Source organism: Spirillospora sp. NPDC029432, from assembly GCF_040703975.1.
Taxonomy (GTDB): domain Bacteria; phylum Actinomycetota; class Actinomycetes; order Streptosporangiales; family Streptosporangiaceae; genus Spirillospora.
The window spans coordinates 59,095-78,539 of record NZ_JBEZWH010000001.1 but is presented as its reverse complement, the minus strand read 5'-3'; the positions used below and the strand labels follow the sequence as shown (position 1 = coordinate 78,539).

Genomic DNA, 19,445 nt, shown 5'->3' with positions numbered 1-19,445 from the left:
CGCCTTAGGTCGCCGCCGCGGCGGTCAGGACTGGGGCTTGATGATGTCGTCGGTCAGGAACGTCGTGGCGATCCGGTCGCCGTTCAGCTTGGTGCCCCAGGTCTTCGGGTCGGTCTCGATCACGAAGTCCGCGCCGCACTCGAACTCGCCGACGTTCTTCGGGTGGACCTGCTCGTACTTACTGCCGTTGAGCTTCACCATCAGCGCGCACGACGCCGGCTTGTTGTTGCCCGGGTCGGACGGCGCGTGCAGCCCGCCGCCGGTCCACTCGTGCACCTTGGACAGCTCGTTGATCACGCACTGCCGGGTGAGGTCCGAGCCGCACTTCTGGGCCGACTGCGCCCAGAGGAGGAACGAGGAGGTGGCCTGCATGCCGAGCAGCGCGACCTTGCCCTTCTGGGCGTTCACCAGGTCCATGTACTGCTTGACCGCCGGCACCTTGCCCGCGTTCTCGAACGGCTGGAACATCATCCCGATGTGGATGTTGTTGCCGGCGCCGGCCTTGTTCCAGCCCGCGACGGCGCTGCTGTACCAGGTCGCCTCGAACACGTAGTTCGGCTTGAGGCCGGCCCGCTCGATCGACTCCAGCAGGCTGAACTGGCCGGGGTCGGGCGAGTCGGAGGTCCACAGCACCTCGGCGCCGCACTCCTTGATCTTCTGGGCGAACGGCATGTAGTTGCTCTCGCCCTTGTCGTTCAGCCGGACGCCGCAGTTCAGCGGCTCGACACCACTCTTCTTCATCGCGGCGGCGATCTTGTTGGTGCCGGTGGTGACCGCGGGCGAGGTGGACAGCAGCAGGTCGGTCTTGTCCTTGAAGGCCGGGATCCGGTCCTTGCCGATTTTGATCCCGCCGATGTTCAGCATGTCCACCGGGTACGGGAGGGCCTCGTACTTCATCGGGCCCATCGTCACGTTCGGGCCGATGGCGAAGCCCGCGACCGTGGGCAGCTTGCAGCCGACCCGGTACTGCTCGGCGGCCTCGTCCATCGCGAAGCCCTGGCCCACCATCATGAAGTCCTGCTTGCAGGACTGCTGCATGACCTTGACCGACTGCGTCATCGCCGCGTCGTACTGGTTGCCCTTGATCTTGCGGCCGTTGATGCCGCCCTGCTCGTTGCACCAGTCGATCATCGCCTTGACGGCGTCGCCCATCTCCTTGGACAGGCCCGGGGCCTGCGGGAAGCCCCGGTCGTCGCCGAAGCCGATGGTGATCTCCTTGTCGGTGATCCCCTGGTCGGTGGCGCCCTTGGCGTCGCCCTTGCCGCACGGCGAGGGCAGCGTCCCGAACGTCTTGCTCCCGCCCGCGGCCGCGTTCCCGCCTGCCTCCTGGTCGGGGATCCCGACGGACCCGGAACGCTCGGCCGCGCACGCCGTCGAGAACAGCGCGAGGGCCAGGGCGCCTGCTGCCAGGCGCCCCATCTTGTCGACCTTCATCCGGTCGTACTCCTTTCACCGGCCGCCGCCCGGCGGCGAGGTGGGGGTGGAATCGAGTTGGCGGGGGGCGCGGGCCGGGATGCCTCCGCGGCCCGGGTCATCCGAAGAACGCCTGCCCGCCGTCGAGCGGCACGGTGGCGCCGGTGAGGTAGCGCATGGCCGGCGAGACGAGCGCGACGACGGCCTTGCCGATGTCCTGCTCGCAGTCGCCGATGTAGCCGAGCGGGATCGTCTTGCGGAACTCCTCGGCCGCCTCCGGGTTGGTCTCGGCCCACCACTTCAGCCCTGGTGAGAGGGCGTGCGGGGCGATGGAGTTGGCGCGGATCCCGTCGGGCCCCCACTCGGCCGCGGCGGTACGGGTCAGCGAGCGCAGCGCCTGCTTGGCCGCCGCGTACGCCCCGTACGTCGCCGGGTCCCAGCGGACCATGGCCGAGGTGACCAGGTTGACGATGTTGCCGCCGCCGCGCTCCTTCATGTGCGGGTGGCAGGCCCGCATGAACGCGAACGCGGCGAACGGGCCGGTCTGGAACCCCTTCTGGAAGTCGGAGTCGCTCATGGACAGCAGCGGGCCGTACTTCCCGTAGTAGGCGTTGTTCACCAGGATGTCGATCCCGCCGAGCCGGCCGGCGATCTCCTCGACCTGGCCGGGGATCGCCTCCAGGTCCGAGACGTCGCAGGTGAACGGCTCGGCCGTGCCGCCCCGTCCGGCGATCAGCTCGCAGGTGGCGGTCAGCTTGGCCTCGGTGCGGCCGAGGACGGCCACGGTCGCGCCCTCGTCGGCGAGCGCGAGAGCGATGCCCTGCCCGACGCCCTGCCCGGCGCCGGTGACGATCGCGACCTTGTCGTCGAGGATTCCCATGCTTCTCCCGGTGGGTACGCGTGCGAATACGCGGATGACGTGCGTGGATGGGTGGGCTTCCGTGGATCCGTCCCGGTGAACGCCCATGGTGATGTGACGTGCCACACCCAATAGAGTCAGTCCCGCTCACCGGGAGTAAGGCGCGGTTTCGAGCCCGCTTGAGGCGGTCTCACTCAGCGGGAAGTCCTGATCAGAGCGGGATTCGGGAACGACAATGAGCGCCCGGGCACGCGCCCGGAGACACCCGGCGAGGCGGAGCGGAGGAGCTCATGGCCATGACGGCGATGGAGATCATCCAGGGGCTGACGGGCCCCGGCGGTGAGTTCGAGCTGCGCGAGGAGGAGGTGCTGGGCACCCGGATCCCGGTGTTCGCCGGGCGCTTCCGGAGCCTGGGCGAGGTGCTGGCGCGTTCGGTTCGGTACGGCGACGCCGACTACATCGTCACCGCCGAGGACCGGCTGAGCTTCACCGAGCACGCGGCCCTGGTCGCGTCGCTGGCCGCGCTGCTGCGCGAGGAGCACGGCGTCGGCCCCGGCGACCGGGTCGCGATCAACGCCGCCAACTCGGCCGGCTGGATCGTCGCGTTCTGGGCGACGGTCGCCACCGGCGCGGTCGCCGTCGGCTACAACGCCTGGTGGACCCGGCACGAGATCGAGTACGCGCTCGGCCACACCGAGCCGAAGGTCGTCTTCGCCGATGCCAAGCGGGCCGCGCTGATGCCGGCGTCCGGGCCGCCGGTGCTGCCGGTCGGCGAGATCGCCGCGACCGCCCGCACCCGCTACCCGGACGCCGAGCTGGCCGTACCGGAGGCGGCCGAGGACGACCCGGCGGTGATCCTCTACACCAGCGGCACGTCCGGCCGGCCCAAGGGCGCCGTGCACACCCACCGCAACCTGGCCTCGGTGATCGAGTACCACCGGCTGAACGACGCGATGGCCGCCGCGTTCGGGATGCCCGGCTCCCCCGCCGACAACCGCTACCTGCTGGCGCTGCCGCTGTTCCACATCGCGAGCCTGCACAACCTGGCCGTGCCGCGGCTGGCGACCGGCAGCGCGGTGATCCTGCACGAGGGCGCGTTCGACGTCGACAAGGTGCTGCGGCTGGTCGAGCGGGAGCGGGTCACCCACTGGGGCGCGGTGCCGACCATGGCCAACCGGATCATGGAGCACGGCGACGTCTCCAAGTACGACCTGTCGTCGCTGCGGGCGTTCGCGCTGGCCTCGGCGCCGTCGTCGCCCGCGTTCAAGGAGAGGCTGCGGAAGGCGTTCCCGCCCGCGCGGGACGCGCTGGTGGACAGCTACGGCCTGACCGAGACCTGCACCGCGGTGACGGCCGCGTCCCCGCTCGACCTGGCGGAGTCGCCCGGGACGCTGGGCCGCCCGATCGCCGGCGTCGAGGTGCAGATCCGGGACGCCGAGGGCAGGCCGGTCCCGGACGGCGAGGAGGGCGAGGTCTGCGTGCGCAGCGCGTACGTCATGCTCGGCTACTGGCGCAACGAGGCCGCCACCGAGCAGTCGATCCGCGCGGACCGCTGGCTGCACACCGGCGACATCGGCACGGTCGAGCAGGGCCGGCTGCGGCTGACCACCCGCCGCTCGGACCTGATCCTGCGCGGCGGCGAGAACGTCTACCCGGCCGAGATCGAGAACGTGCTGGCGGAGTACCCGGGCGTGCGCGAGTGCATCGTCATCGGCACCCCGCACCGGGACCTCGGCCAGGAGGTCACGGCGGTGGTGGTCATGGACGAGGCCGTCCCGGAGAAGGAGCTGGCGGACTTCGCGGGCGAGCGGCTGGCCTACTTCAAGGTCCCGTCCCGCTGGAAGATCACCACGGCTCCGCTGCCGCGCAACGCGACCGGCAAGGTCATCCGGAAAGAGGTCGAGTCGATCCTCTGATCCCGGGCGCGCCGAGGCCCCGGCCTGTACCGCCGGGGTCCGGCCATTCGAAAGTTTGTTCGATGTTTGCCTCGGGCGCTTCCCCATGAGGGTCTCGCGGTGTCTTGCGTTCGCTTCGTTTGTTTCGCATACTGCGAATAGACGGGTGGCTTGACGGAGCGAGGGGGAGGCATGGCGGACATCCAGGTCAGGCGCATCGAGCCCGGGGCGATCGACTCCGAGCAGGCCGCGCGGGCCGTCCAGCGGATCAAGGCCTACCTCCAGCGCAACCCCGACGAGCAGACGATCCGGGTGCAGGCCGAGGTCGGCGGCGAGGAGGCGCTGGTGCTGCCGCGGCAGGCGGTCAGCCTGCTCGCCTACATCCTGTCCCAGGCCGCCGCCGGGCGCGGGGTGTCGGTGATGCCGTCGCACGCCGAGCTGACCACCCAGCAGGCCGCCGACCTGCTGAACGTCTCCCGCCCGTACCTGATCGGGCTGCTGGAGGCGGGCACGATCCCGTTCAAGCTGGTCGGCCGGCACCGCCGCGTCCGGTGGGACGACCTCATGGACTACAAGCGCGAGACCGAGGCGCAGGGCCGGGCCGCCGCCGACGAGCTCGCCGACCTCGGCCAGGAACTGGGCATCTAGCCGTGACGTTCGTGGTGGTGTACGACGCCTGCGTGCTGTACGGCAACACGCAGCGCGACATGCTGATCCGCATCGCGCAGTCCGGCCTCGTCCAGGCCAAGTGGTCCAACGCCATCCTGGACGAGATGCAGCACAACCTCGCCGCCAACCGCCCGGACATCCCGGTGGAGAAGCTGCGGAGGCTGCGCGCCCTGATGAACCGCGCCGTCCCGGACGTGCTGGTCGAGGGCCACGAGCCGCTGATCGAGGCGCTGAAGCTGCCCGACCCGGCCGACCGGCACGTCCTGGCCGCCGCGATCAAGGCGCACGCGCAGCTGATCGTCACCTCGAACCTGCGCGACTTCCCCGCCGACATGCTCGCGCCGTGGAACGTGGAGGCCAAGAGCCCCGACGACTTCGTCCTCGACCAGATCGACTTCGACGACCGGGTGATCTGGGCCTGCGTGCAGCAGATCGTCGACTCGCGGAGCAACCCGCCGGAGACGCTGGAGGACGTCCTGGACGCCCTGGAGCGCGCCGGCCTGGTCGAGTCCGTCGCCGCCCTGCGCATGCGCGACTAGGCCGGCCGTCCCGCCATGGATCTCCTCGACGACCACCTCGGCGGCGTCCGGACGCGCGGCGCGGTGTTCTGCCGCTCGCTGGTCGAGCCGCCCTGGAGCCTCCGGTTCATCGGGCCGGTGCCGCTCGCGCTGGCCATCGCGCTCACCGGCGACGCCTGGATCACCCTGGACGGCTCGGCCCCGGTGCCGGTGCGCAAGGGCGACATCGCGCTGGTCCGCGGCACCCGGCCGTTCACCGTCGCCGACGATCCGGCCACCCCGGTCGGGATCGTGATCGAGGACGAGAGCACCTGCTACACGGTCGGCGACGGTCCCGCGCTGGACGCCGACGGCCTGATCCTCGGCCCGCGGACCTGGGGGATCGGCGACGCGGCGGACGGGGCCGACACGTTCCTGTTCGCCGAGTACCCGCTGCGCGGCGACGTCGGCGACCGGCTGCTCGACTCCCTGCCGGACCTGGCGGTCGTCCCCGCCGGCCCGGAGCTGGCGCCGCTGACGGCGCTGCTGGCGGTCGAGACCAGCCGGGTGGAGCCCGGCCAGCAGATCGTCCTGGACCGGCTGCTGGACATGCTGCTGGTCAAGGCGCTGCGGGCGTGGTTCGCCCGGCCGGAGGCCGAGCCCCCGGCCGGGTACCGCGCGCTCGCCGACCCGCGCGTCGGGCGCGCGCTGCGCGCCGTCCACGACGAGCCCGGCCGGCCGTGGACGGTCGCGGCGCTGGCGGCGGAGGCCGGGATGTCGCGGGCGGCGTTCGCGCGCACGTTCACCGAGCTGGTGGGCATGGCGCCGATGGCCTACGTGACCGAGTGGCGCATGACGCTGGCCACCGACATGCTGCGGGAGCGCGGCGCGAGCGTGGCGGCGGTGGCCCGCCGGGTCGGCTACTCCGACGGCTTCGCGTTCAGCAGCGCCTTCAAGCGCGTCCGGGGCCGCTCCCCCAGCGCCGTGCTCGCCGAGGCCCGTCAGCCCTGATCCGCGGCGGGCTTCCAGGCGCCCGCGGCGGCCGCCTCCTCGGCGTACTCGGCGAACGGGCGCGCCGGGCGTCCCAGGACCCGCGGAACGGCGCCGTCCACCGGCTCGCCGGCGCCGCGGGCGATCGTCTCCATCAGGTCCGCGACCGTGTCGACGACGTCGCCGGGGAAGCCCTGCCCGGCCAGGGCCCGGGCGTAGGTCGCGCGGTCGACCGGGGTGTAGCGGACCTCGCGGCCGGACGCCCGGGAGATGAGCTCCGCGGCGGTACGGAAGGAGATCGCCTCCGGCCCGGTCAGCTCGTACACGCGGCCGGCGTGCGCGGCGTCGGTGAGGGCCTCGACGGCGACGTCCGCGATGTCGCCGGCGTCGACGAACGCCTCGCGCCCCTCGCCGGCGGGCAGGGCCAGCTCCCCGTTCAGGACCGGTTCCAGGAGGAAGTCCTCGCTGAAGTTCTGCGCGAACCAGGCGGCGCGCAGGATCGTCCACTCCCGGACCGACTCGCGCACGACCCGTTCGGCCGGTTCCTGGTGGGGATGCGCCGCGCCGCCCTCGCCGCGGGCCGACAGCAGGACGATCCGCCGCACGCCCGCCTCGGCCGCACGCCGGGTGAACGCGGCGATCGTCGCCGTGTCCACGAACTCCAGCATCGGGACGAGGTAGACGGCCCGGACCCCGTCGAGCGCGGGGCCCCAGGTCGCGGGGTCGCCGTAGTCGAAGCGGGTGCCGGTGGAACGGGAGGCGGCGCGGACGGGCAGGCCGCGGTCGCGGAGCCGGGCCGCCACGCGGCGGCCCGTCTTGCCGCGGCCGCCGAGGACGAGGATCGGCGCGCCGGTCTCGGTCGTGTGGTTCTCGGAGGTGTGGTTCTCGGAGGTGTGCTTCTCGGAGGTGTGGGTCTCGCTCGTGTCGGTCATGGTGACCATCACACCGCGCCGGGCGAGACGATCACATGGTCGTACGTCTCGTTCGCATGCGGGATCGTCTCACCCGGGGCGGCCGGGGCTCAGCGGGGGCGGCCCATGTCCTTGGCGATGAACAGGCCCTCGGCGGTCACGCACTCCTCGCCGTCCGCCCAGATCGAGCCCACGGTACGGATCTTGCGGCCGTCCACCGCGACCTGCCGCCCGGTCACGGTCAGCGGCCGGAACAGCGGGACGCGGCGGCGGTAGCGCAGCGTCAGCTCGGCCGTCATCCCGGAGGTGCCCGCCCAGGAGTTGGCCACGCCGAGCGTGTGGTCCAGGAGCAGCGCGGAGACGCCGCCGTGCACGCTGGTCGGCGGGCCCTGGTACGGCAGGTCGAGGACGACCTCGCTCTCGATCGAGCCGTCGTCCTTGCCCTCGTACACCAGCGGCGGGGCGATCGGGTTCTCCGGGCCGGTGACGGCCTCGTGCCGGGTGATCCCGTCGCCCCGCCACATGTCGACCAGGCGCTCCTCCAGGTCGGGGGCGTGCCGGTCGAGCTCGTCGGCCACGGCGTTCAGCCGGCCGGCGATGTCGTCCATGTCGGCGCCCGACATGTTCCCGGCGCGCACCAGCCCGGCGATCACCCGGCGGGCGGCGGCGACCGCCGCGTCCACGCCGGAGTCGGTGGCGGCGGCGTTGAGCTCGACCGACGTCGTCATGTCGTTCAGTTCCCCTTCGCGGGCTCGGGGTCGCGGGGCAGGCCCAGCAACCGCTCGCCGATGATGTTGAGCTGGACGTCGGTGGTGCCGCCGGCGATCGTCATGCTGCGCGAGCTGAGGAAGCGCCAGGTGATGTCGCGGCCCTCGACGCCCCCACCCTCCCCGACGGTGTTGTCGGTGCAGACGGCGGGGTACCCGGTCCAGTCCATCGCGGTCTCCCACACGCGCTGCATGTGGTCGCCGCCGAGCAGCTTGCCGATGCTGGCCTCGGCGCCCGGCTGCCCGCCGGACAGCGAGCGCAGCGTGGTGCGCAGCCCGAACAGGCTGTTCGACTGCGCCTCGCACAGCAGGTCGCCCAGCTCGGCGAGGCGCGCGGCGTCCACGCCGTCCGGGTCGGCGGCGAGGATCTCCAGCAGCGCCTCGCCGCCGCTGCCGAGCGAGGAGCCGCTGCCGAGGTTCACCCGCTCGTTCGACAGGGTCGTGCGGGCCAGCTTCCAGCCCTCGCCGGGCCTGCCGACGAGCATGTCGTCGGGAATGAAGACGCCGTCCAGGAACACCTCGTTGAACAGCGCCTCGCCGGTCAGCTCCTTCAGCGGCCGGATGTCGATGCCGGGCGCGGACATGTCCAGCAGGAAGTACGACAGGCCCTTGTGCTTGGGGGCCTCCTGGTCCGTCCGGGCCAGCAGGATGCCGTAGTCGGCCTGGCGGGCCATGGACGTCCACACCTTCTGGCCGGTGACCTTCCAGCCGCCCTCGACCTTCTCGGCGCGGGTGGACAGCCCGGCCAGGTCGGAGCCCGCGCCGGGCTCGCTGAACAGCTGGCACCAGACCAGGTCGCCGCGCAGCGAGCGCGGCAGGAACCGCTCCTGCTGCTCGGCCGAGCCGTGCGCGATGATCGTCGGCACCACCCAGTTCCCGATGACCATGTCGTGCGGGCGCAGGCCGGCCTCCTTCAGCTCCTCGGCGATCACCAGCTGGGTGACGGCGTCGGCGCCCTTGCCCCACGGGGCGGGCAGGTGCGGGGAGGTGTAGCCGTGCTCGGCGAGGTACGCGGTCCGCTCGGCGCCGGCCAGCTCCCGGGCGGGCGCCAGCTCGGCGCGGACGTCCGCGCGGATCGCGGCGGCCTCGGGCGGCAGGTCGACGCCCAGCTCGCGGCGCACGCCGTCCAGGGTCAGCCGGGCGACGCGCTGCCGCCAGCGGGAGGTGGAGCCGAGCAGGATCCGCAGGGTCTGGGCGCGGCGCAGGTAGAACCCGGCCTCGTGCTCCCAGGTGAAGCCGATGCCGCCGAGGGTGTTGATGCAGTCCTTGGCGACCGCGAACGCGGCCTCGACGCTGATCGCCCCGGCGACGGCGGCGGCGAGCGACGCCTCGCCCGGGTCGGTGCCGGGGTCCTGGGCGCGGGCGGCGTCCCAGGCGCAGGCGCGGGCCTGCTCGGCGCGGGCGAGCATCCGCGCGCAGCGGTGCTTGACGCCCTGGAACTGGCCGATGGGGCGGCCGAACTGCTCGCGGACCTTCGCGTACTCGGCGGCGGTCGTGGTGCACCAGTCGGCCATCCCGGACGCCTCGGCGGCGAACAGGACGGCGGCCAGGTCCAGCACGTCCCGCGAGCCCAGGCCGGTCAGCACGGCGCCGTCCGGTACGGGCACGTCGTCGGCCGTGACCTGCGCCGGGCGGCGGGTCGGGTCGTGGCTGAGCATGTCGACGACCTGGAGCGCCTCGCGCGGCAGCACGATCCAGGCGGTGGCGTCGCCGTCCTGGGCGGGCAGGACGAACAGGTCGGCGATCTGGCCGCCGAGCACCGGCTCGTACGCGCCGCGCACGACGGTCCGGCCGCCGTCGCGGACGAGTGCGAGCCCGCCGGGCCGCAGGCCGACGGCGCCGATCGCGGTCCCCTCGGCGAGCGCCTCCAGGTGCGCCTCGTGGCCCGCCTTGGCGAGCACGGCCCCCGCGAGCGTGGTCGGCAGGAACGGCCCGGGGGCCAGGACGCGGCCGAGCTCCTCGGTCACCACCGCCAGCTCGACCAGGCCGAAGCCGGCGCCGCCCGCCTTCTCCGGCAGGTGCAGCCCGAGCAGGCCCTGCTCGGCGAGCCCCTTCCAGAACGGGGGCACCGCGTCCCGGCCGGCGTCCGCGGCCGCGCGGACGGCCTGCACCGTCACGTGCCGGGCGGCGAAGGCGCGCACCGCGTCGCGCAGGTCGCGGTGCTCCTGGGTCAGTCCGATGGTCATGTCCGCCTCAGATCGCTCGATGGTGGCCGGCCGGGCGGCCGGCGGGGACTCCGGAAGCGAAGACTAGAATTCATTCTCACCCACGCTCGGGGCCGTCCCGCTGAGTGGGTCAACACCACTGACCCGAGCCTTCCTGACCACTGGGCGGGACCCTGGCCAGCAGAAAACTAGAATACATACTAGTTTGCGATGCCCATCGTGATCACTACCGGGAGCCTTCGATGAACGCTGACCTCACCCTGGCGGGCCGCTCCGCCGTCGTCACCGGCGCGGGCGCCGGGCTCGGCCGCGCCGAGGCGCTCGCCCTGGCCGCGCAGGGCGCCGACGTGGTCGTCAACGACGTGGGCCCGGCGGCCGAGGACGTCGCCGCCGAGATCCGCGCGCTCGGCCGCAAGGCCGTCGCGGTCACCGGCGACGTGGGCGACTGGTCGCTCGGCGACACGCTGGTGCAGGCCGCCGTCGACACCTTCGGGTCGCTCGACATCCTGGTCAACAACGCCGGCGTGCTGCGCGACAAGATGCTGTTCAACCTGGCCGAGTCCGACTGGGACGACGTCATCCGCGTCCACCTCAAGGGGCACGCGTCGGTCTCGCGCGCCGCCGCCGTGCACTGGCGCGCCGCCAGCAAGGCCGCCGGCGGCCCCGTCTACGGCCGGGTGATCAACACCTCGTCCGAGGCGTTCCTGTTCGGCAGCGCCGGCCAGCCCAACTACTCCGCCGCCAAGGCCGGCATCGTCGCGCTCACCCTGTCCACCAACCAGGGCCTGTCCCGGTACGGCGTCCGCGCCAACGCCATCTGCCCGCGCGCCCGCACCGCCATGACCGAGGCCTCGTTCGCCGAGGGCACCGCGCCCGGCGGGCTGGACGCCATGGCCCCCGAGCGCGTCGGGACGTTCGTGAGCTACCTGGCCTCCCCCGCCGCCGAGAACATCAGCGGGCAGGTCTTCGTCGTCTACGGCGACATGGTCGCGCTGATGGCCGCGCCGACCGTCGAGCAGAAGTTCACCGCCAAGGAGGGCGTGTTCACGGTCGAGGAGTTCGGCGCCCAGCTGTCGCCGTACTTCGAGGGCCGCGAGCCGCACCGCACGTACGCCGCGTACAGCGTCGCCGCCCTGGACGACACCGGCACCACCAACGTCCGGTCCAAGTAGGCCGGCGGGCGGCCGCCTCCCGGCGCGGGGAGGCGGCCGCGGGCCTCACATGTGCGCGCCGCCGTCGACCCGGATGTCGGCGCCGGTGAGGTACCCGGCGTCGGCCGAGGCCGCGTACGCGATGGTGCCCGCGATCTGCTCCGGCGTCGCGATGCCCAGCGGGGCCAGGAGCCGCGCGTAGTAGCTGGCGTCCTCGCCCTCCGGGAACGTGACGGCCTGCGTCAGCGCGGTGTCCGTCGACCCCGGCGACACCGTCACCACCCGGATGCCGCGCCCGCTGACCTCGGCGGCCAGCGTGACCGAGAAGCCCAGCACGGCGGCCTTGGACGCCGCGTACGCGCTCATGAACGGGTTCCCCTGCGTCGCCGACAGCGACGACACGTTCACGATCACGCCGGTCCGGTCGGGCAGGTGCGGCAGCGCCTCGCGGCAGAACAGCGCGGTGCCGACGAGGTTCACCGAGAACAGCTTCTGCAGGTCCTCGACCGACAGCGTCGCGATCGGGGTCGTGCGGTGCATGCCCGCCACGTTCGCCAGGACGTCGATGCCGCCCAGTTCGGCCGCCGCCGCGCGCACGGTCTCGATCACCGCGGGCTCGTCACTGACGTCGGCCGTACGGGAGGCGAACGTGCCGGGCCCGGTCACCGCCGCCGCGGTCTCCTTCAGCCCCTCCTCGGAGAGGTCCACGCCGAAGACGTGCGCGCCCTCGGCCGCGAGCCGGATCGCGGTGGCCCGCCCGATGCCGGACGCGGCACCGGTGAGCAGCACTTTGGCACCATCGAAGCGATTCATGGCGGAACGGTACAGTCCGCCCGCGCGGCGCCGGCCGGGCCGTCCCGTTGATCAGGACGGGGCGTTGGACCGCCGGGCCAGCAGCAGCCGGCAGGCCAGCCGGATGTCGTCCTCCAGGTCGGCCAGCGACGCCCGCCCGTTGAGGCTCGACTGGAGCACCCCGTACCAGCACTGCATCATCAGCCGGACCAGCGTGACGTCCTGGACGGTGGCGTTCTCGATCCCGAGCGCCTCGAGCACGATCTCCCGGAACGAGGTGTCGATCTTGATGGCGTCGGCCACGGTCGCGTACCCGGCCGTGTTCGACGACTGGAGCATCGCGTTGGCCAGCATCGGCCGGGCCAGCAGCTCCCGGCTGGCGCGCACCAGGATCTCCCCGACGGCGTCCTCGGGCGACACGTCCGGCCCGGCCGGGCGCACGCTCTCCCGGAACCGGTCCACCTGCGCCGCCATGACCGCCGTGAACAGATGCGTCTTGGACGGGAAGTAGCGGTACAGCGTCCCGATCGCCACCCCGGCGGCCTTGGCCACCTCGTGCATCTGGACGCGCTCGAACGCCTTGTCGCTGCCGATCCGCGCCGCCGCCCGGAGGATCCGCTGACGCCGATCGTGCTGCTCGGGAGAGCTGGGCTCGGCCGCCGGCCGGGCCGATGCGATCCTCGGCACGATGTCCCCCGTTCACTTCCACCAACGTCATGACAATACATAGATCCCCGGGTCACCCGGCGTCCTCCCGATACCGGTGAGTGGGATGGAAAGTTCCGTTCCGGCGACCGTTGCGCTTGCCTGGACCAGCCGAGACCTGAAAGGACAGCGCATGGGTTGGGACGACACGTTCGACGTGGTGGTGGCGGGTTCGGGCGCGGGAGCGATGACCGGGGCCCTGGTGGCGGCCGCGAGCGGGCTGCGCACCCTCATCCTGGAGAAGACCGACCTGCTCGGCGGCACCTCCGCCTACTCCGGGGCCTCCGTCTGGCTGCCCGGCACGCAGGTGCAGGAGCGCGCGAAGCTCGACGACTCGACCGAGAACGCCCGCACGTACCTGCGGGCCCTCATCGGGGACGAGAACGAGGCGCACCGCGAAGCGTTCCTGGAGGCCGCGCCCCGGGTCGTGGAGTTCCTGGAACGCGACCCCGCCATCGAGTTCAAGTGGAGCCCCTTCCCCGACTACTACGCCGCCCCCGGCCGCCTCGACCTCGGCCGCTCGTTCATGCCGCTGGACCTCCCCCTCGCCGAACTCGGCGAGTCCGCCGCCCTCGTCCGCCCGCCGGTCGAGCGCGACCGCCCCGGCCTCGGCCACGACCCGGCCCAGCCGCTCGGCGGCGGCCGCGCCCTGATCGGCCGCCTCCTGCTGGCCTTCCTCAACACCGGCAACGGCACCGTCCGCACCGGGACGGCCCTCACCGACCTGATCGTCGAGGACGGCCGCGTCACCGGCGTCGAGGCCGCGGGCACCCGGATCCGCGCCGAGCGCGGCGTCCTGCTGGCCGCCGGCGGCTACGAGAACGACGACGCCATGCGCGGCGACCTGCCCGGCGCCGCCGCCTGGACGATGGCGCCCGGCGGCAACACCGGCGACGCGATCGGCGCCGCCGTCCGGATCGGCGCCGCCTCCGGCCAGTTCGACCAGGCATGGTGGTGCCCCGGCTCCGTCGGCCCCGACGGGCGCGCCTCGTTCACCCTCGGCTTCCACGGCGGCCTCATGGTGGACGGCACGGGCCGCCGCTTCTTCAACGAGTCCCTCCCGTACGACCAGGCGGGCCGGGCGATGAACGGCCACGTCCCCGCGCACCTGATCTTCGACTCCCGCACCAAGGGCCGGCTGCCCGCCATCGCCATCCCCGGCGCGACCGCGGCCGAGCACCTCGAGGCCGGCACCTGGGTCAAGGCCGACACCCTCCCCGAACTCGCCGAGAGGCTCGGCCTGCCCGCCGACGCCCTCACCGCCACCGTCGAGCGCTTCAACGGCTTCGCGGAGAAGGGCGTCGACGAGGACTTCCACCGCGGCGAGGACCCGTACGACCTGTTCTTCGCCGCCGGCAACGACGGCCCCAACCCCTGCCTCGTCCCCGTCGACCGGCCCCCGTACTACGCGGCCCGGATGGTCCTGAGCGACCTCGGCACCAAGGGCGGCCTCCGCACCGACACCGAGAGCCGCGTCCTGGACGCCTCCGGCGCCGCCATCCCCAGCCTGTACGCGGCGGGCAACACGGCGGCCTCGTTCACCGGCCCGTTCTACCCGGGCCCCGGCATCCCGATCGGCTCCGGCATGGCGTTCGCGTACCGCGCCGTCCAGGACATGAAGGAAGGCGCATGAAGAAGCTCCTGGCGGTCACCGCCGCGGCCGCCGCCGTGACCGCGCTCGCCACCCCCGCCCAGGCCGCCCCCGGCCAGCGCGGCAAGGTCCTGGACGTCCAGCCCCTCACCAACTCCTCGGCACTCCCCTCGGCCCGCGCGAACCACCTGGTCACCTACGTCTCGGAGAGCGCCGCCGGCAGGCCGATCAAGGTCACCGGCACGGTCGCCCTCCCGAAGACCCCGCCCCCGCCCGGCGGCCACCCCGTGATCACCTGGACGCACGGCACCACCGGCAACGCCGACATCTGCGCCCCGTCCAAGGACACCCCCGACGGCCCCGCCCACGGCTACCTCTCCATCGGCCAGGGCTACCTGGACAAGTGGGTCGCCAAGGGCTATGCCGTCGTCCAGACCGACTACGAGGGCCTCGGCACGCCGGGCGGCCACCCGTACATGAACGGCACCAGCGCCGCCAACACCGCGATCGACATGGTCCGCGCCGCCCGCCGGGTGGACCACCGCGTCGGCCGTGACTACTTCGTCATCGGCCACAGCCAGGGCGGCCACGCGGCCCTGTTCACCGCCGCCGCCCGCCAGCGCCCCAAGGACGTCGCCCTGAAGGGCTCCGTCGCCCTGGCGCCCGGCTCCATGACGAGCCAGACCCCCGAGTACGTCCGCAGCGGGCAGCCCGGCGCCCAGGGCGCCATGTCGTTCCTGTTCGTCATCCTGAACGGCGCGAAGGCCGCGGACCCGTCCCTCGACATCGACGGCCTCCTGACCGACGAGGCCGCCGCCATCCTCCGCGCGGGCCGCACCACCGCCTGCAACGCCCAGCTCGCCGAGCTGAGCAAGACCCTCGCCCCCGAGAAGGTCTTCAAGCCGGACGCCGACCTCGGCCCCCTCACCGCGTACCTGCGCTCCCAGGAGCCGATGGGCCTGACCCTGCAGGTCCCCACCCTGGTCGTCCAGGGCGCCGCCGACACCCAGGTCACCACCCCGGCCACCAACGCCGTCGTGAAGGACCTCTGCTCCCGCTACAAGGGCATCACGTACAACCACTACGAGGGCGCCGACCACCGCGCCGTGATCGAGGCCTCGTACAACGACGCCTTCGCCTACGTCGAAACCCTCCGCAAGGGCGGCACCCCGCAACCCACCTGCTGACCCCCCGAGACCCGAGGCCCGTGCCCACCCACCCCGGGGCACGGGCCTCACCCTTACGCGCAAAGCTCCCGCAGGATCCTCCGCGCAGCTGGCCCGTCCAACCGCACCAGCACACTCGGCGAGCCCCCGGCGTCCACGAACGGCGACACCACCAGCCCCGTACTCGCGACGCCTTGCCGCGCCAGCCAGTACGCCAGCTGATCGCGCACGTCGTGCCCGAGAATGACGGCCTGCCGCTCAGGCTCACTCAGCCCCACGCCCGCCCCCGTTCCGCGAGACCGGCAGCTCGAACCAGACCGTACGGCGGCCGTCCCCGTTCCGGCTCCCCCAGCGCCCGCCGCTGAGCACATGCACCATCCGCAGCCCGCGCCCACTGGTAGCGCATCCACCGGCCTCAACGACCTGGGGCGCACTCACGCCCGCCCCCGCGTCCGTGACCTCCACCCGGATCACCCCGTCCACCGCCAGCACGGCAACGGACACAGGACCAGCGTCCGCATGCAGGATCGCGTTGGTGACCAGCTCACTCCCCAGCAGCTCAGCGTCATGGCACGCGGGATGCCCGTCCCCCAGCACCCCACGCAGCCACCGCCGCACTACTCGGACCTGACATTCCTCCCCCGGAACCACCACCGTCCCGAGCAGCGTCTGCGCCATCAGACCCCCGTCCCCTCACGGCGAAAAGTGACTCCTCTAAAGAGTCACATGACTACGCTGAGCACAGTAATTTACGTCACGAGCGCCGTGCAAGTAGCATGGCAACCTTGCAAGTCTCACGAGGGAGCGTATGGCTGTCGTCTCCAGTCCAACAACGAGAGGTCGGCGTCTCGCCTTCGAGCTCCGGAGAATGCGCGAACGCGCCGACCTCACACCCACCCAGGCAGCCCGGCAACTCGGGTGGTCGCTGAGCAAGCTCACACGCATCGAAAAGGCGCAGACCCAGCCCAAGACCGCCGACCTTGAACGTGCCCTGGCGCTGTACGGGGTGGACGACGCCACCCATGCAGGCCTGGTGAGACTCGCCAAGGACTCATGGAGAAGAGGCTGGTGGACTTCCTACGCCGACGTCTTCAGCGGGAGCATCGTCGCGCTCGAGGATGAGGCCACCGTGATCCGCGCTTGGGAGCCGCAACTCGTTCCAGGACTGCTGCAGACCGAGGCGTACGCTCGCGAGGTCCTGAGCCTGAGACAGGAGGATGCTACAGCCGTTCACCGGCGAGTGGTCGCCAGGTTGAACCGTGGCATGCTGCTGCGACGCCCGGACGCCCCAACACTGAACGCCGTACTCGACGAATCAGCGCTCCGCCGGGGCGTCGGAGGGCCAGACGTCATGCGCAAGCAGTTGCAGGCACTCATCGAAGCGGCCGAACGCCCCAACGTCTCCATCCAGGTCATGCCGCACGACAGCGGAGCACACCTGGGTCTGATGGGCCCACTGGAGCTGTTCAGCTTCGCAGACGACGCCGAACTGGACGTTGCCTACACAGAAACCCTGATGGGCGATATATACCTCGAAAGTACGGAAGAAGTGGTGCGTATTAGGGTGGCTCTGGACGCCATCTGCAGTAGGGCCATGCCGCCCGAGGAGTCGTTGGACTTGATCCACAAACTGGCACAGGAGTGACATGACCGAGGGAGCGCTTGCAGCATGACGCATTCACCACACGCCATGTGGCGCAAGTCCAGCCGTAGCGGCACGGGTGACAACTGCGTCGAGATCGCGGCCATCGGACAGGCGATCGCCGTACGCGACAGCAAGAACCCCCAAGGCGGCGCGCTCACATTCAGCCCCAGCACCTGGCGAACGCTCGCCGGGCGCATCCAGAACGGCGAGCACGACCTCCACTAACGCCCGCCCCAACGAGGCAGACCGCTGCCCAGCAGACAGACGACCAAGGCCAAGAGACTCACCCACCGGATGACCTAACCCCCGCAGAAGGCAAGGCGGTGTTCTCAGTGAGGGACTCTCACATCAACTGGCGCAAGAGCCGACGCAGCGACAACGGCGGCGCCAACTGTGTCGAGATCGCGGCCGTCGGGCCGGCGGTGGCCGTACGTGACAGCAAAGACCCTCAAGGTGGGGCGCTCACGTTCAGCCCTAGCGCCTGGCGAACGTTCGCAGAGCGCGTTAAGGGTGGCGGGCACGACCTGCGCTGACGCTCGCCGCTGCGGGCGGGTTCTGGTTCACCTTGTGGTCGCGGGCCGGACTCTCGGCGGCTATGGACGGCTCGTGGTGTGCGGGTCAGGCTGGACGCGAGGGCGGTGATCCAGGAGGTCGGGCATTGATCGTCTTCTTCTCCTTCTTCGGCGCGATCGTGGCGGGCGCCCTCCTGGGGTTTCCGGGCTGGCTCACCATCGTCTGCGCCTTCGGCGCGTTCTTCCTCGGCGCGATCATCGACACGCTGGTGCACGGCGACCGGCTGACGGGAGGCGGCGGCGACGGCGGCTCCTGCGGTGGCGGCTGCGGTTGCGGTGGCGAGTAGGCCGGCCGGATCGGGCGGCTTCGCCGCAGGGCTTCAGGTCAGTTGTGTCTCGTACTTCCTGGTCAGCTGGTCGGTGCGATCGGCCGGCCATGGGCAGCGCTGGTCGCCGTGGGTGGCCGCGAAGAACAGTTCCAGATGAACGTGCCAGGCGGCGAGCGCAGTCGCGCGCAGGGCGGCCAGCCGGCGGGGCAGTGTCTGGGTCAGCTCGACGCGGACGCCCAGCCGGGGATCGGAGACGATCTCCCATCGCACGGTGCCGGCCGGTGTCCCTTCGTGCAGCCACTCGTACTCCAGGAGCCGTGGCGCGTCGGCCTTCGTGACCTTGCCGGGTCGGACGTACCCGTTGGTGGCGGGTGTGGGCGGTTCGCCGCCGATGGACGGCTCGGTGCCCCCGACGAGCAGCCGCCACACCTCGTCGGCCGGTTTCCATACCAGGTCGCGGGCGAAGGTCAGCTCATGGCCGTCGCCGGTTTCGCGGACCGTGCCTTCGGCCAGGCCGAACTTCTCGATGTAGTGCTCCATGGGCCCCAGCCAGTCGGTCCGGGCCGGCACGGTCGTGCCGTCGAGCCGGCCGGCCAGCTCGGCCAGGCACGTGTCCCAGCCGGCGGCCGTTCGGCCCGCCCCCAGCAGGCCCGTGCGGCCGCCGCCGATGGTCTGCGTGAACACCAGCAGGCAGCCGTCGCCGTCCGGAAGCAGCTCGAACCGCAGGACGTCGTCGTTCCAGCGGAACATGAACACCTTCGGCGGGTCGACCTCGAGCACCTCGCCGTCCGACGCGCCCTCCACCTCCAGATCACCGGGGAAGACGAACCGCATCGGGGCGCCGGGGCGCAGCTCGGCCTCGACCGCGGCGGGAAACCAGTGCGCCATCTCCGCCGGGTCGCTCACCGCCCGCCATACCTTCGCGGGCGGGTGGGCGAGCCGCCGCTCGAAGCGCAGCGTCGGCTCCCCGTTGATGGTCTGCAGGGTCGCGTCCTTATTCATCGGTCTCCCCGTCGTGGTCGTCGGGCATGGCGTCCAGGTGTTCTTCGAGTGCGTCGAGACTGGCGGCCCACATGCGCCGGTAGGGCGCGAGCCAGGCGTCGATCTCGGCCAGCGGCGCCGGCCGCAGCCGGTACCAGCGGCGCTGCGCGTCCTGCCGGACCTCGACGAGCCCGGCCCCGCGCAGCACCTTCAGATGCTTCGACACGGTCGGCTGGGTCAGCTCCAGCCGCTCCACCAGGTCGCCGACCAGCCGTTCACCGTCACGCAGCAGATCGAGGATCTCCCGGCGGCGCGGCTCGGCCAGCACTTCGAACGTTGATGCCACAGCGGCAATATAGCCGGTACGGAATATAGCTGCAATGGCATGGAAGTCGCAGCCCTGTGAG

21 protein-coding genes are annotated in these 19,445 nt (G+C 72.0%); 11 read left to right on the top strand and 10 right to left on the bottom strand.

Translation table 11 applies throughout. From position 1 onward, the window contains the following. Window positions 1-24: 24 nt before the first annotated feature. Together AB0881_RS00375 and AB0881_RS00370 are read right to left on the bottom strand one after the other, a co-directional pair. Window positions 25-1,434 carry an ABC transporter substrate-binding protein gene (locus AB0881_RS00375; protein ID WP_366612996.1) on the bottom strand — a complete coding sequence of 470 codons (1,410 nt, stop codon included), beginning with the start codon at window positions 1,432-1,434 and terminating at the stop codon, window positions 25-27. A 97-nt stretch (window positions 1,435-1,531) separates the two neighbouring features. Further along, window positions 1,532-2,293, bottom strand: coding sequence for an SDR family oxidoreductase (locus AB0881_RS00370; protein ID WP_366612994.1), 762 nt, complete (start codon window positions 2,291-2,293; stop codon window positions 1,532-1,534). Between the two features lie 275 nt (window positions 2,294-2,568). On the opposite strand from AB0881_RS00370, the gene AB0881_RS00365 reads away from it, so the two are divergent. From AB0881_RS00365 to AB0881_RS00350, 4 genes are all read left to right on the top strand, one after another. Beyond that, complete coding sequence (locus tag AB0881_RS00365; RefSeq protein WP_366612992.1) at window positions 2,569-4,188, top strand: class I adenylate-forming enzyme family protein; 1,620 nt, start codon at window positions 2,569-2,571, stop codon at window positions 4,186-4,188. A gap of 171 nt (window positions 4,189-4,359) precedes the next feature. Further along, window positions 4,360-4,815 carry an excisionase family DNA-binding protein gene (locus tag AB0881_RS00360; protein WP_366612990.1) on the top strand — a complete coding sequence of 152 codons (456 nt, stop codon included), beginning with the start codon at window positions 4,360-4,362 and terminating at the stop codon, window positions 4,813-4,815. A gap of 2 nt (window positions 4,816-4,817) precedes the next feature. Then, window positions 4,818-5,375, top strand: coding sequence for a PIN domain-containing protein (locus tag AB0881_RS00355; RefSeq protein ID WP_366612988.1), 558 nt, complete (start codon window positions 4,818-4,820; stop codon window positions 5,373-5,375). 15 nt (window positions 5,376-5,390) lie between these two features. Continuing rightward, window positions 5,391-6,344 carry an AraC family transcriptional regulator gene (locus tag AB0881_RS00350; protein ID WP_366612986.1) on the top strand — a complete coding sequence of 318 codons (954 nt, stop codon included), beginning with the start codon at window positions 5,391-5,393 and terminating at the stop codon, window positions 6,342-6,344. On the opposite strand, the gene AB0881_RS00345 is transcribed toward AB0881_RS00350, so the two are convergent. The 3 genes from AB0881_RS00345 to AB0881_RS00335 form a co-directional block, all read right to left on the bottom strand. Continuing rightward, entirely contained in the window at window positions 6,335-7,255 is a 921-nt protein-coding gene (locus tag AB0881_RS00345; protein WP_366612984.1) for an NAD(P)H-binding protein, read from the bottom strand. The genes AB0881_RS00350 and AB0881_RS00345 overlap by 10 nt on opposite strands. An 89-nt stretch (window positions 7,256-7,344) precedes the next feature. After that, window positions 7,345-7,962 (bottom strand): PaaI family thioesterase, encoded by a 618-nt coding sequence (locus tag AB0881_RS00340; protein ID WP_366612982.1) that lies wholly within the window; start codon window positions 7,960-7,962, stop codon window positions 7,345-7,347. Window positions 7,963-7,967: 5 nt separating this feature from the next. Continuing rightward, window positions 7,968-10,187, bottom strand: coding sequence for an acyl-CoA dehydrogenase (locus tag AB0881_RS00335; RefSeq protein ID WP_366612980.1), 2,220 nt, complete (start codon window positions 10,185-10,187; stop codon window positions 7,968-7,970). Between the two features lie 221 nt (window positions 10,188-10,408). Here AB0881_RS00335 and AB0881_RS00330 point away from each other — a divergent pair, with 221 nt between their 5' ends. After that, entirely contained in the window at window positions 10,409-11,338 is a 930-nt protein-coding gene (locus AB0881_RS00330; RefSeq protein WP_366612978.1) for a 3-oxoacyl-ACP reductase, read from the top strand. A gap of 45 nt (window positions 11,339-11,383) precedes the next feature. Here AB0881_RS00330 and AB0881_RS00325 read toward each other — a convergent pair whose 3' ends face one another. Next, window positions 11,384-12,130 carry an SDR family oxidoreductase gene (locus tag AB0881_RS00325; RefSeq protein ID WP_366612976.1) on the bottom strand — a complete coding sequence of 249 codons (747 nt, stop codon included), beginning with the start codon at window positions 12,128-12,130 and terminating at the stop codon, window positions 11,384-11,386. Window positions 12,131-12,181: 51 nt separating this feature from the next. Then, a complete protein-coding gene (locus AB0881_RS00320) occupies window positions 12,182-12,796 on the bottom strand; it encodes a TetR family transcriptional regulator (protein WP_366612974.1) in 615 nt (204 codons plus the stop codon). 151 nt (window positions 12,797-12,947) lie between these two features. Here AB0881_RS00320 and AB0881_RS00315 point away from each other — a divergent pair, with 151 nt between their 5' ends. Together AB0881_RS00315 and AB0881_RS00310 are read left to right on the top strand one after the other, a co-directional pair. Then, window positions 12,948-14,447, top strand: a complete 1,500-nt coding sequence (locus tag AB0881_RS00315; RefSeq protein ID WP_366612972.1) for an FAD-dependent oxidoreductase — start codon at window positions 12,948-12,950, stop codon at window positions 14,445-14,447. Continuing rightward, window positions 14,444-15,592: an alpha/beta fold hydrolase gene (locus AB0881_RS00310; RefSeq protein ID WP_366612970.1), complete on the top strand. Its 1,149-nt coding sequence runs from the start codon at window positions 14,444-14,446 to the stop codon at window positions 15,590-15,592. The genes AB0881_RS00315 and AB0881_RS00310 overlap by 4 nt, the downstream gene beginning before the upstream one ends. 243 nt (window positions 15,593-15,835) lie before the next feature. Here AB0881_RS00310 and AB0881_RS00305 read toward each other — a convergent pair whose 3' ends face one another. Continuing rightward, window positions 15,836-16,249: an ATP-binding protein gene (locus tag AB0881_RS00305; RefSeq protein ID WP_366612968.1), complete on the bottom strand. Its 414-nt coding sequence runs from the start codon at window positions 16,247-16,249 to the stop codon at window positions 15,836-15,838. Window positions 16,250-16,379: 130 nt separating this feature from the next. Between AB0881_RS00305 and AB0881_RS00300 the strand changes: the two genes are divergently transcribed. The 4 genes from AB0881_RS00300 (at window position 16,380) to AB0881_RS00285 (ending at window position 18,075) form a co-directional block, all read left to right on the top strand. Next, window positions 16,380-17,216, top strand: a complete 837-nt coding sequence (locus tag AB0881_RS00300; protein ID WP_366612966.1) for a helix-turn-helix transcriptional regulator — start codon at window positions 16,380-16,382, stop codon at window positions 17,214-17,216. A 24-nt stretch (window positions 17,217-17,240) separates the two neighbouring features. Continuing rightward, entirely contained in the window at window positions 17,241-17,441 is a 201-nt protein-coding gene (locus AB0881_RS00295) for a DUF397 domain-containing protein (RefSeq protein WP_366612964.1), read from the top strand. Between the two features lie 98 nt (window positions 17,442-17,539). Then, window positions 17,540-17,749: a DUF397 domain-containing protein gene (locus AB0881_RS00290; protein ID WP_366612962.1), complete on the top strand. Its 210-nt coding sequence runs from the start codon at window positions 17,540-17,542 to the stop codon at window positions 17,747-17,749. A 125-nt stretch (window positions 17,750-17,874) separates the two neighbouring features. Next, window positions 17,875-18,075: a hypothetical protein gene (locus AB0881_RS00285; RefSeq protein ID WP_366612960.1), complete on the top strand. Its 201-nt coding sequence runs from the start codon at window positions 17,875-17,877 to the stop codon at window positions 18,073-18,075. Between the two features lie 33 nt (window positions 18,076-18,108). Here AB0881_RS00285 and AB0881_RS00280 read toward each other — a convergent pair whose 3' ends face one another. Then, on the bottom strand, window positions 18,109-19,059 hold the full coding sequence (locus tag AB0881_RS00280) for an SRPBCC family protein (protein ID WP_366612958.1): 951 nt from the start codon (window positions 19,057-19,059) through the stop codon (window positions 18,109-18,111). Next, window positions 19,052-19,384 carry a metalloregulator ArsR/SmtB family transcription factor gene (locus AB0881_RS00275; RefSeq protein ID WP_366612956.1) on the bottom strand — a complete coding sequence of 111 codons (333 nt, stop codon included), beginning with the start codon at window positions 19,382-19,384 and terminating at the stop codon, window positions 19,052-19,054. The genes AB0881_RS00280 and AB0881_RS00275 overlap by 8 nt, the downstream gene beginning before the upstream one ends. Window positions 19,385-19,445: the final 61 nt, after the last annotated feature.

What these genes read in the sequence shown, in the direction of transcription:
- AB0881_RS00325 (WP_366612976.1), bottom strand. Translation starts at nt 12,130, where the DNA reads ATGAATCGCTTCGATGGTGCCAAAGTGCTGCTCACCGGTGCCGCGTCC.
- AB0881_RS00330 (WP_366612978.1), top strand. Translation starts at nt 10,409, where the DNA reads ATGAACGCTGACCTCACCCTGGCGGGCCGCTCCGCCGTCGTCACCGGC.
- AB0881_RS00365 (WP_366612992.1), top strand. Translation starts at nt 2,569, where the DNA reads ATGACGGCGATGGAGATCATCCAGGGGCTGACGGGCCCCGGCGGTGAG.
- AB0881_RS00340 (WP_366612982.1), bottom strand. Translation starts at nt 7,962, where the DNA reads ATGACGACGTCGGTCGAGCTCAACGCCGCCGCCACCGACTCCGGCGTG.
- AB0881_RS00370 (WP_366612994.1), bottom strand. Translation starts at nt 2,293, where the DNA reads ATGGGAATCCTCGACGACAAGGTCGCGATCGTCACCGGCGCCGGGCAG.
- AB0881_RS00280 (WP_366612958.1), bottom strand. Translation starts at nt 19,059, where the DNA reads ATGAATAAGGACGCGACCCTGCAGACCATCAACGGGGAGCCGACGCTG.
- AB0881_RS00300 (WP_366612966.1), top strand. Translation starts at nt 16,380, where the DNA reads ATGGCTGTCGTCTCCAGTCCAACAACGAGAGGTCGGCGTCTCGCCTTC.
- AB0881_RS00310 (WP_366612970.1), top strand. Translation starts at nt 14,444, where the DNA reads ATGAAGAAGCTCCTGGCGGTCACCGCCGCGGCCGCCGCCGTGACCGCG.
- AB0881_RS00350 (WP_366612986.1), top strand. Translation starts at nt 5,391, where the DNA reads ATGGATCTCCTCGACGACCACCTCGGCGGCGTCCGGACGCGCGGCGCG.
- AB0881_RS00295 (WP_366612964.1), top strand. Translation starts at nt 17,241, where the DNA reads ATGACGCATTCACCACACGCCATGTGGCGCAAGTCCAGCCGTAGCGGC.
- AB0881_RS00315 (WP_366612972.1), top strand. Translation starts at nt 12,948, where the DNA reads ATGGGTTGGGACGACACGTTCGACGTGGTGGTGGCGGGTTCGGGCGCG.
- AB0881_RS00345 (WP_366612984.1), bottom strand. Translation starts at nt 7,255, where the DNA reads ATGACCGACACGAGCGAGACCCACACCTCCGAGAAGCACACCTCCGAG.
- AB0881_RS00305 (WP_366612968.1), bottom strand. Translation starts at nt 16,249, where the DNA reads ATGGCGCAGACGCTGCTCGGGACGGTGGTGGTTCCGGGGGAGGAATGT.
- AB0881_RS00360 (WP_366612990.1), top strand. Translation starts at nt 4,360, where the DNA reads ATGGCGGACATCCAGGTCAGGCGCATCGAGCCCGGGGCGATCGACTCC.
- AB0881_RS00375 (WP_366612996.1), bottom strand. Translation starts at nt 1,434, where the DNA reads ATGAAGGTCGACAAGATGGGGCGCCTGGCAGCAGGCGCCCTGGCCCTC.
- AB0881_RS00335 (WP_366612980.1), bottom strand. Translation starts at nt 10,187, where the DNA reads ATGACCATCGGACTGACCCAGGAGCACCGCGACCTGCGCGACGCGGTG.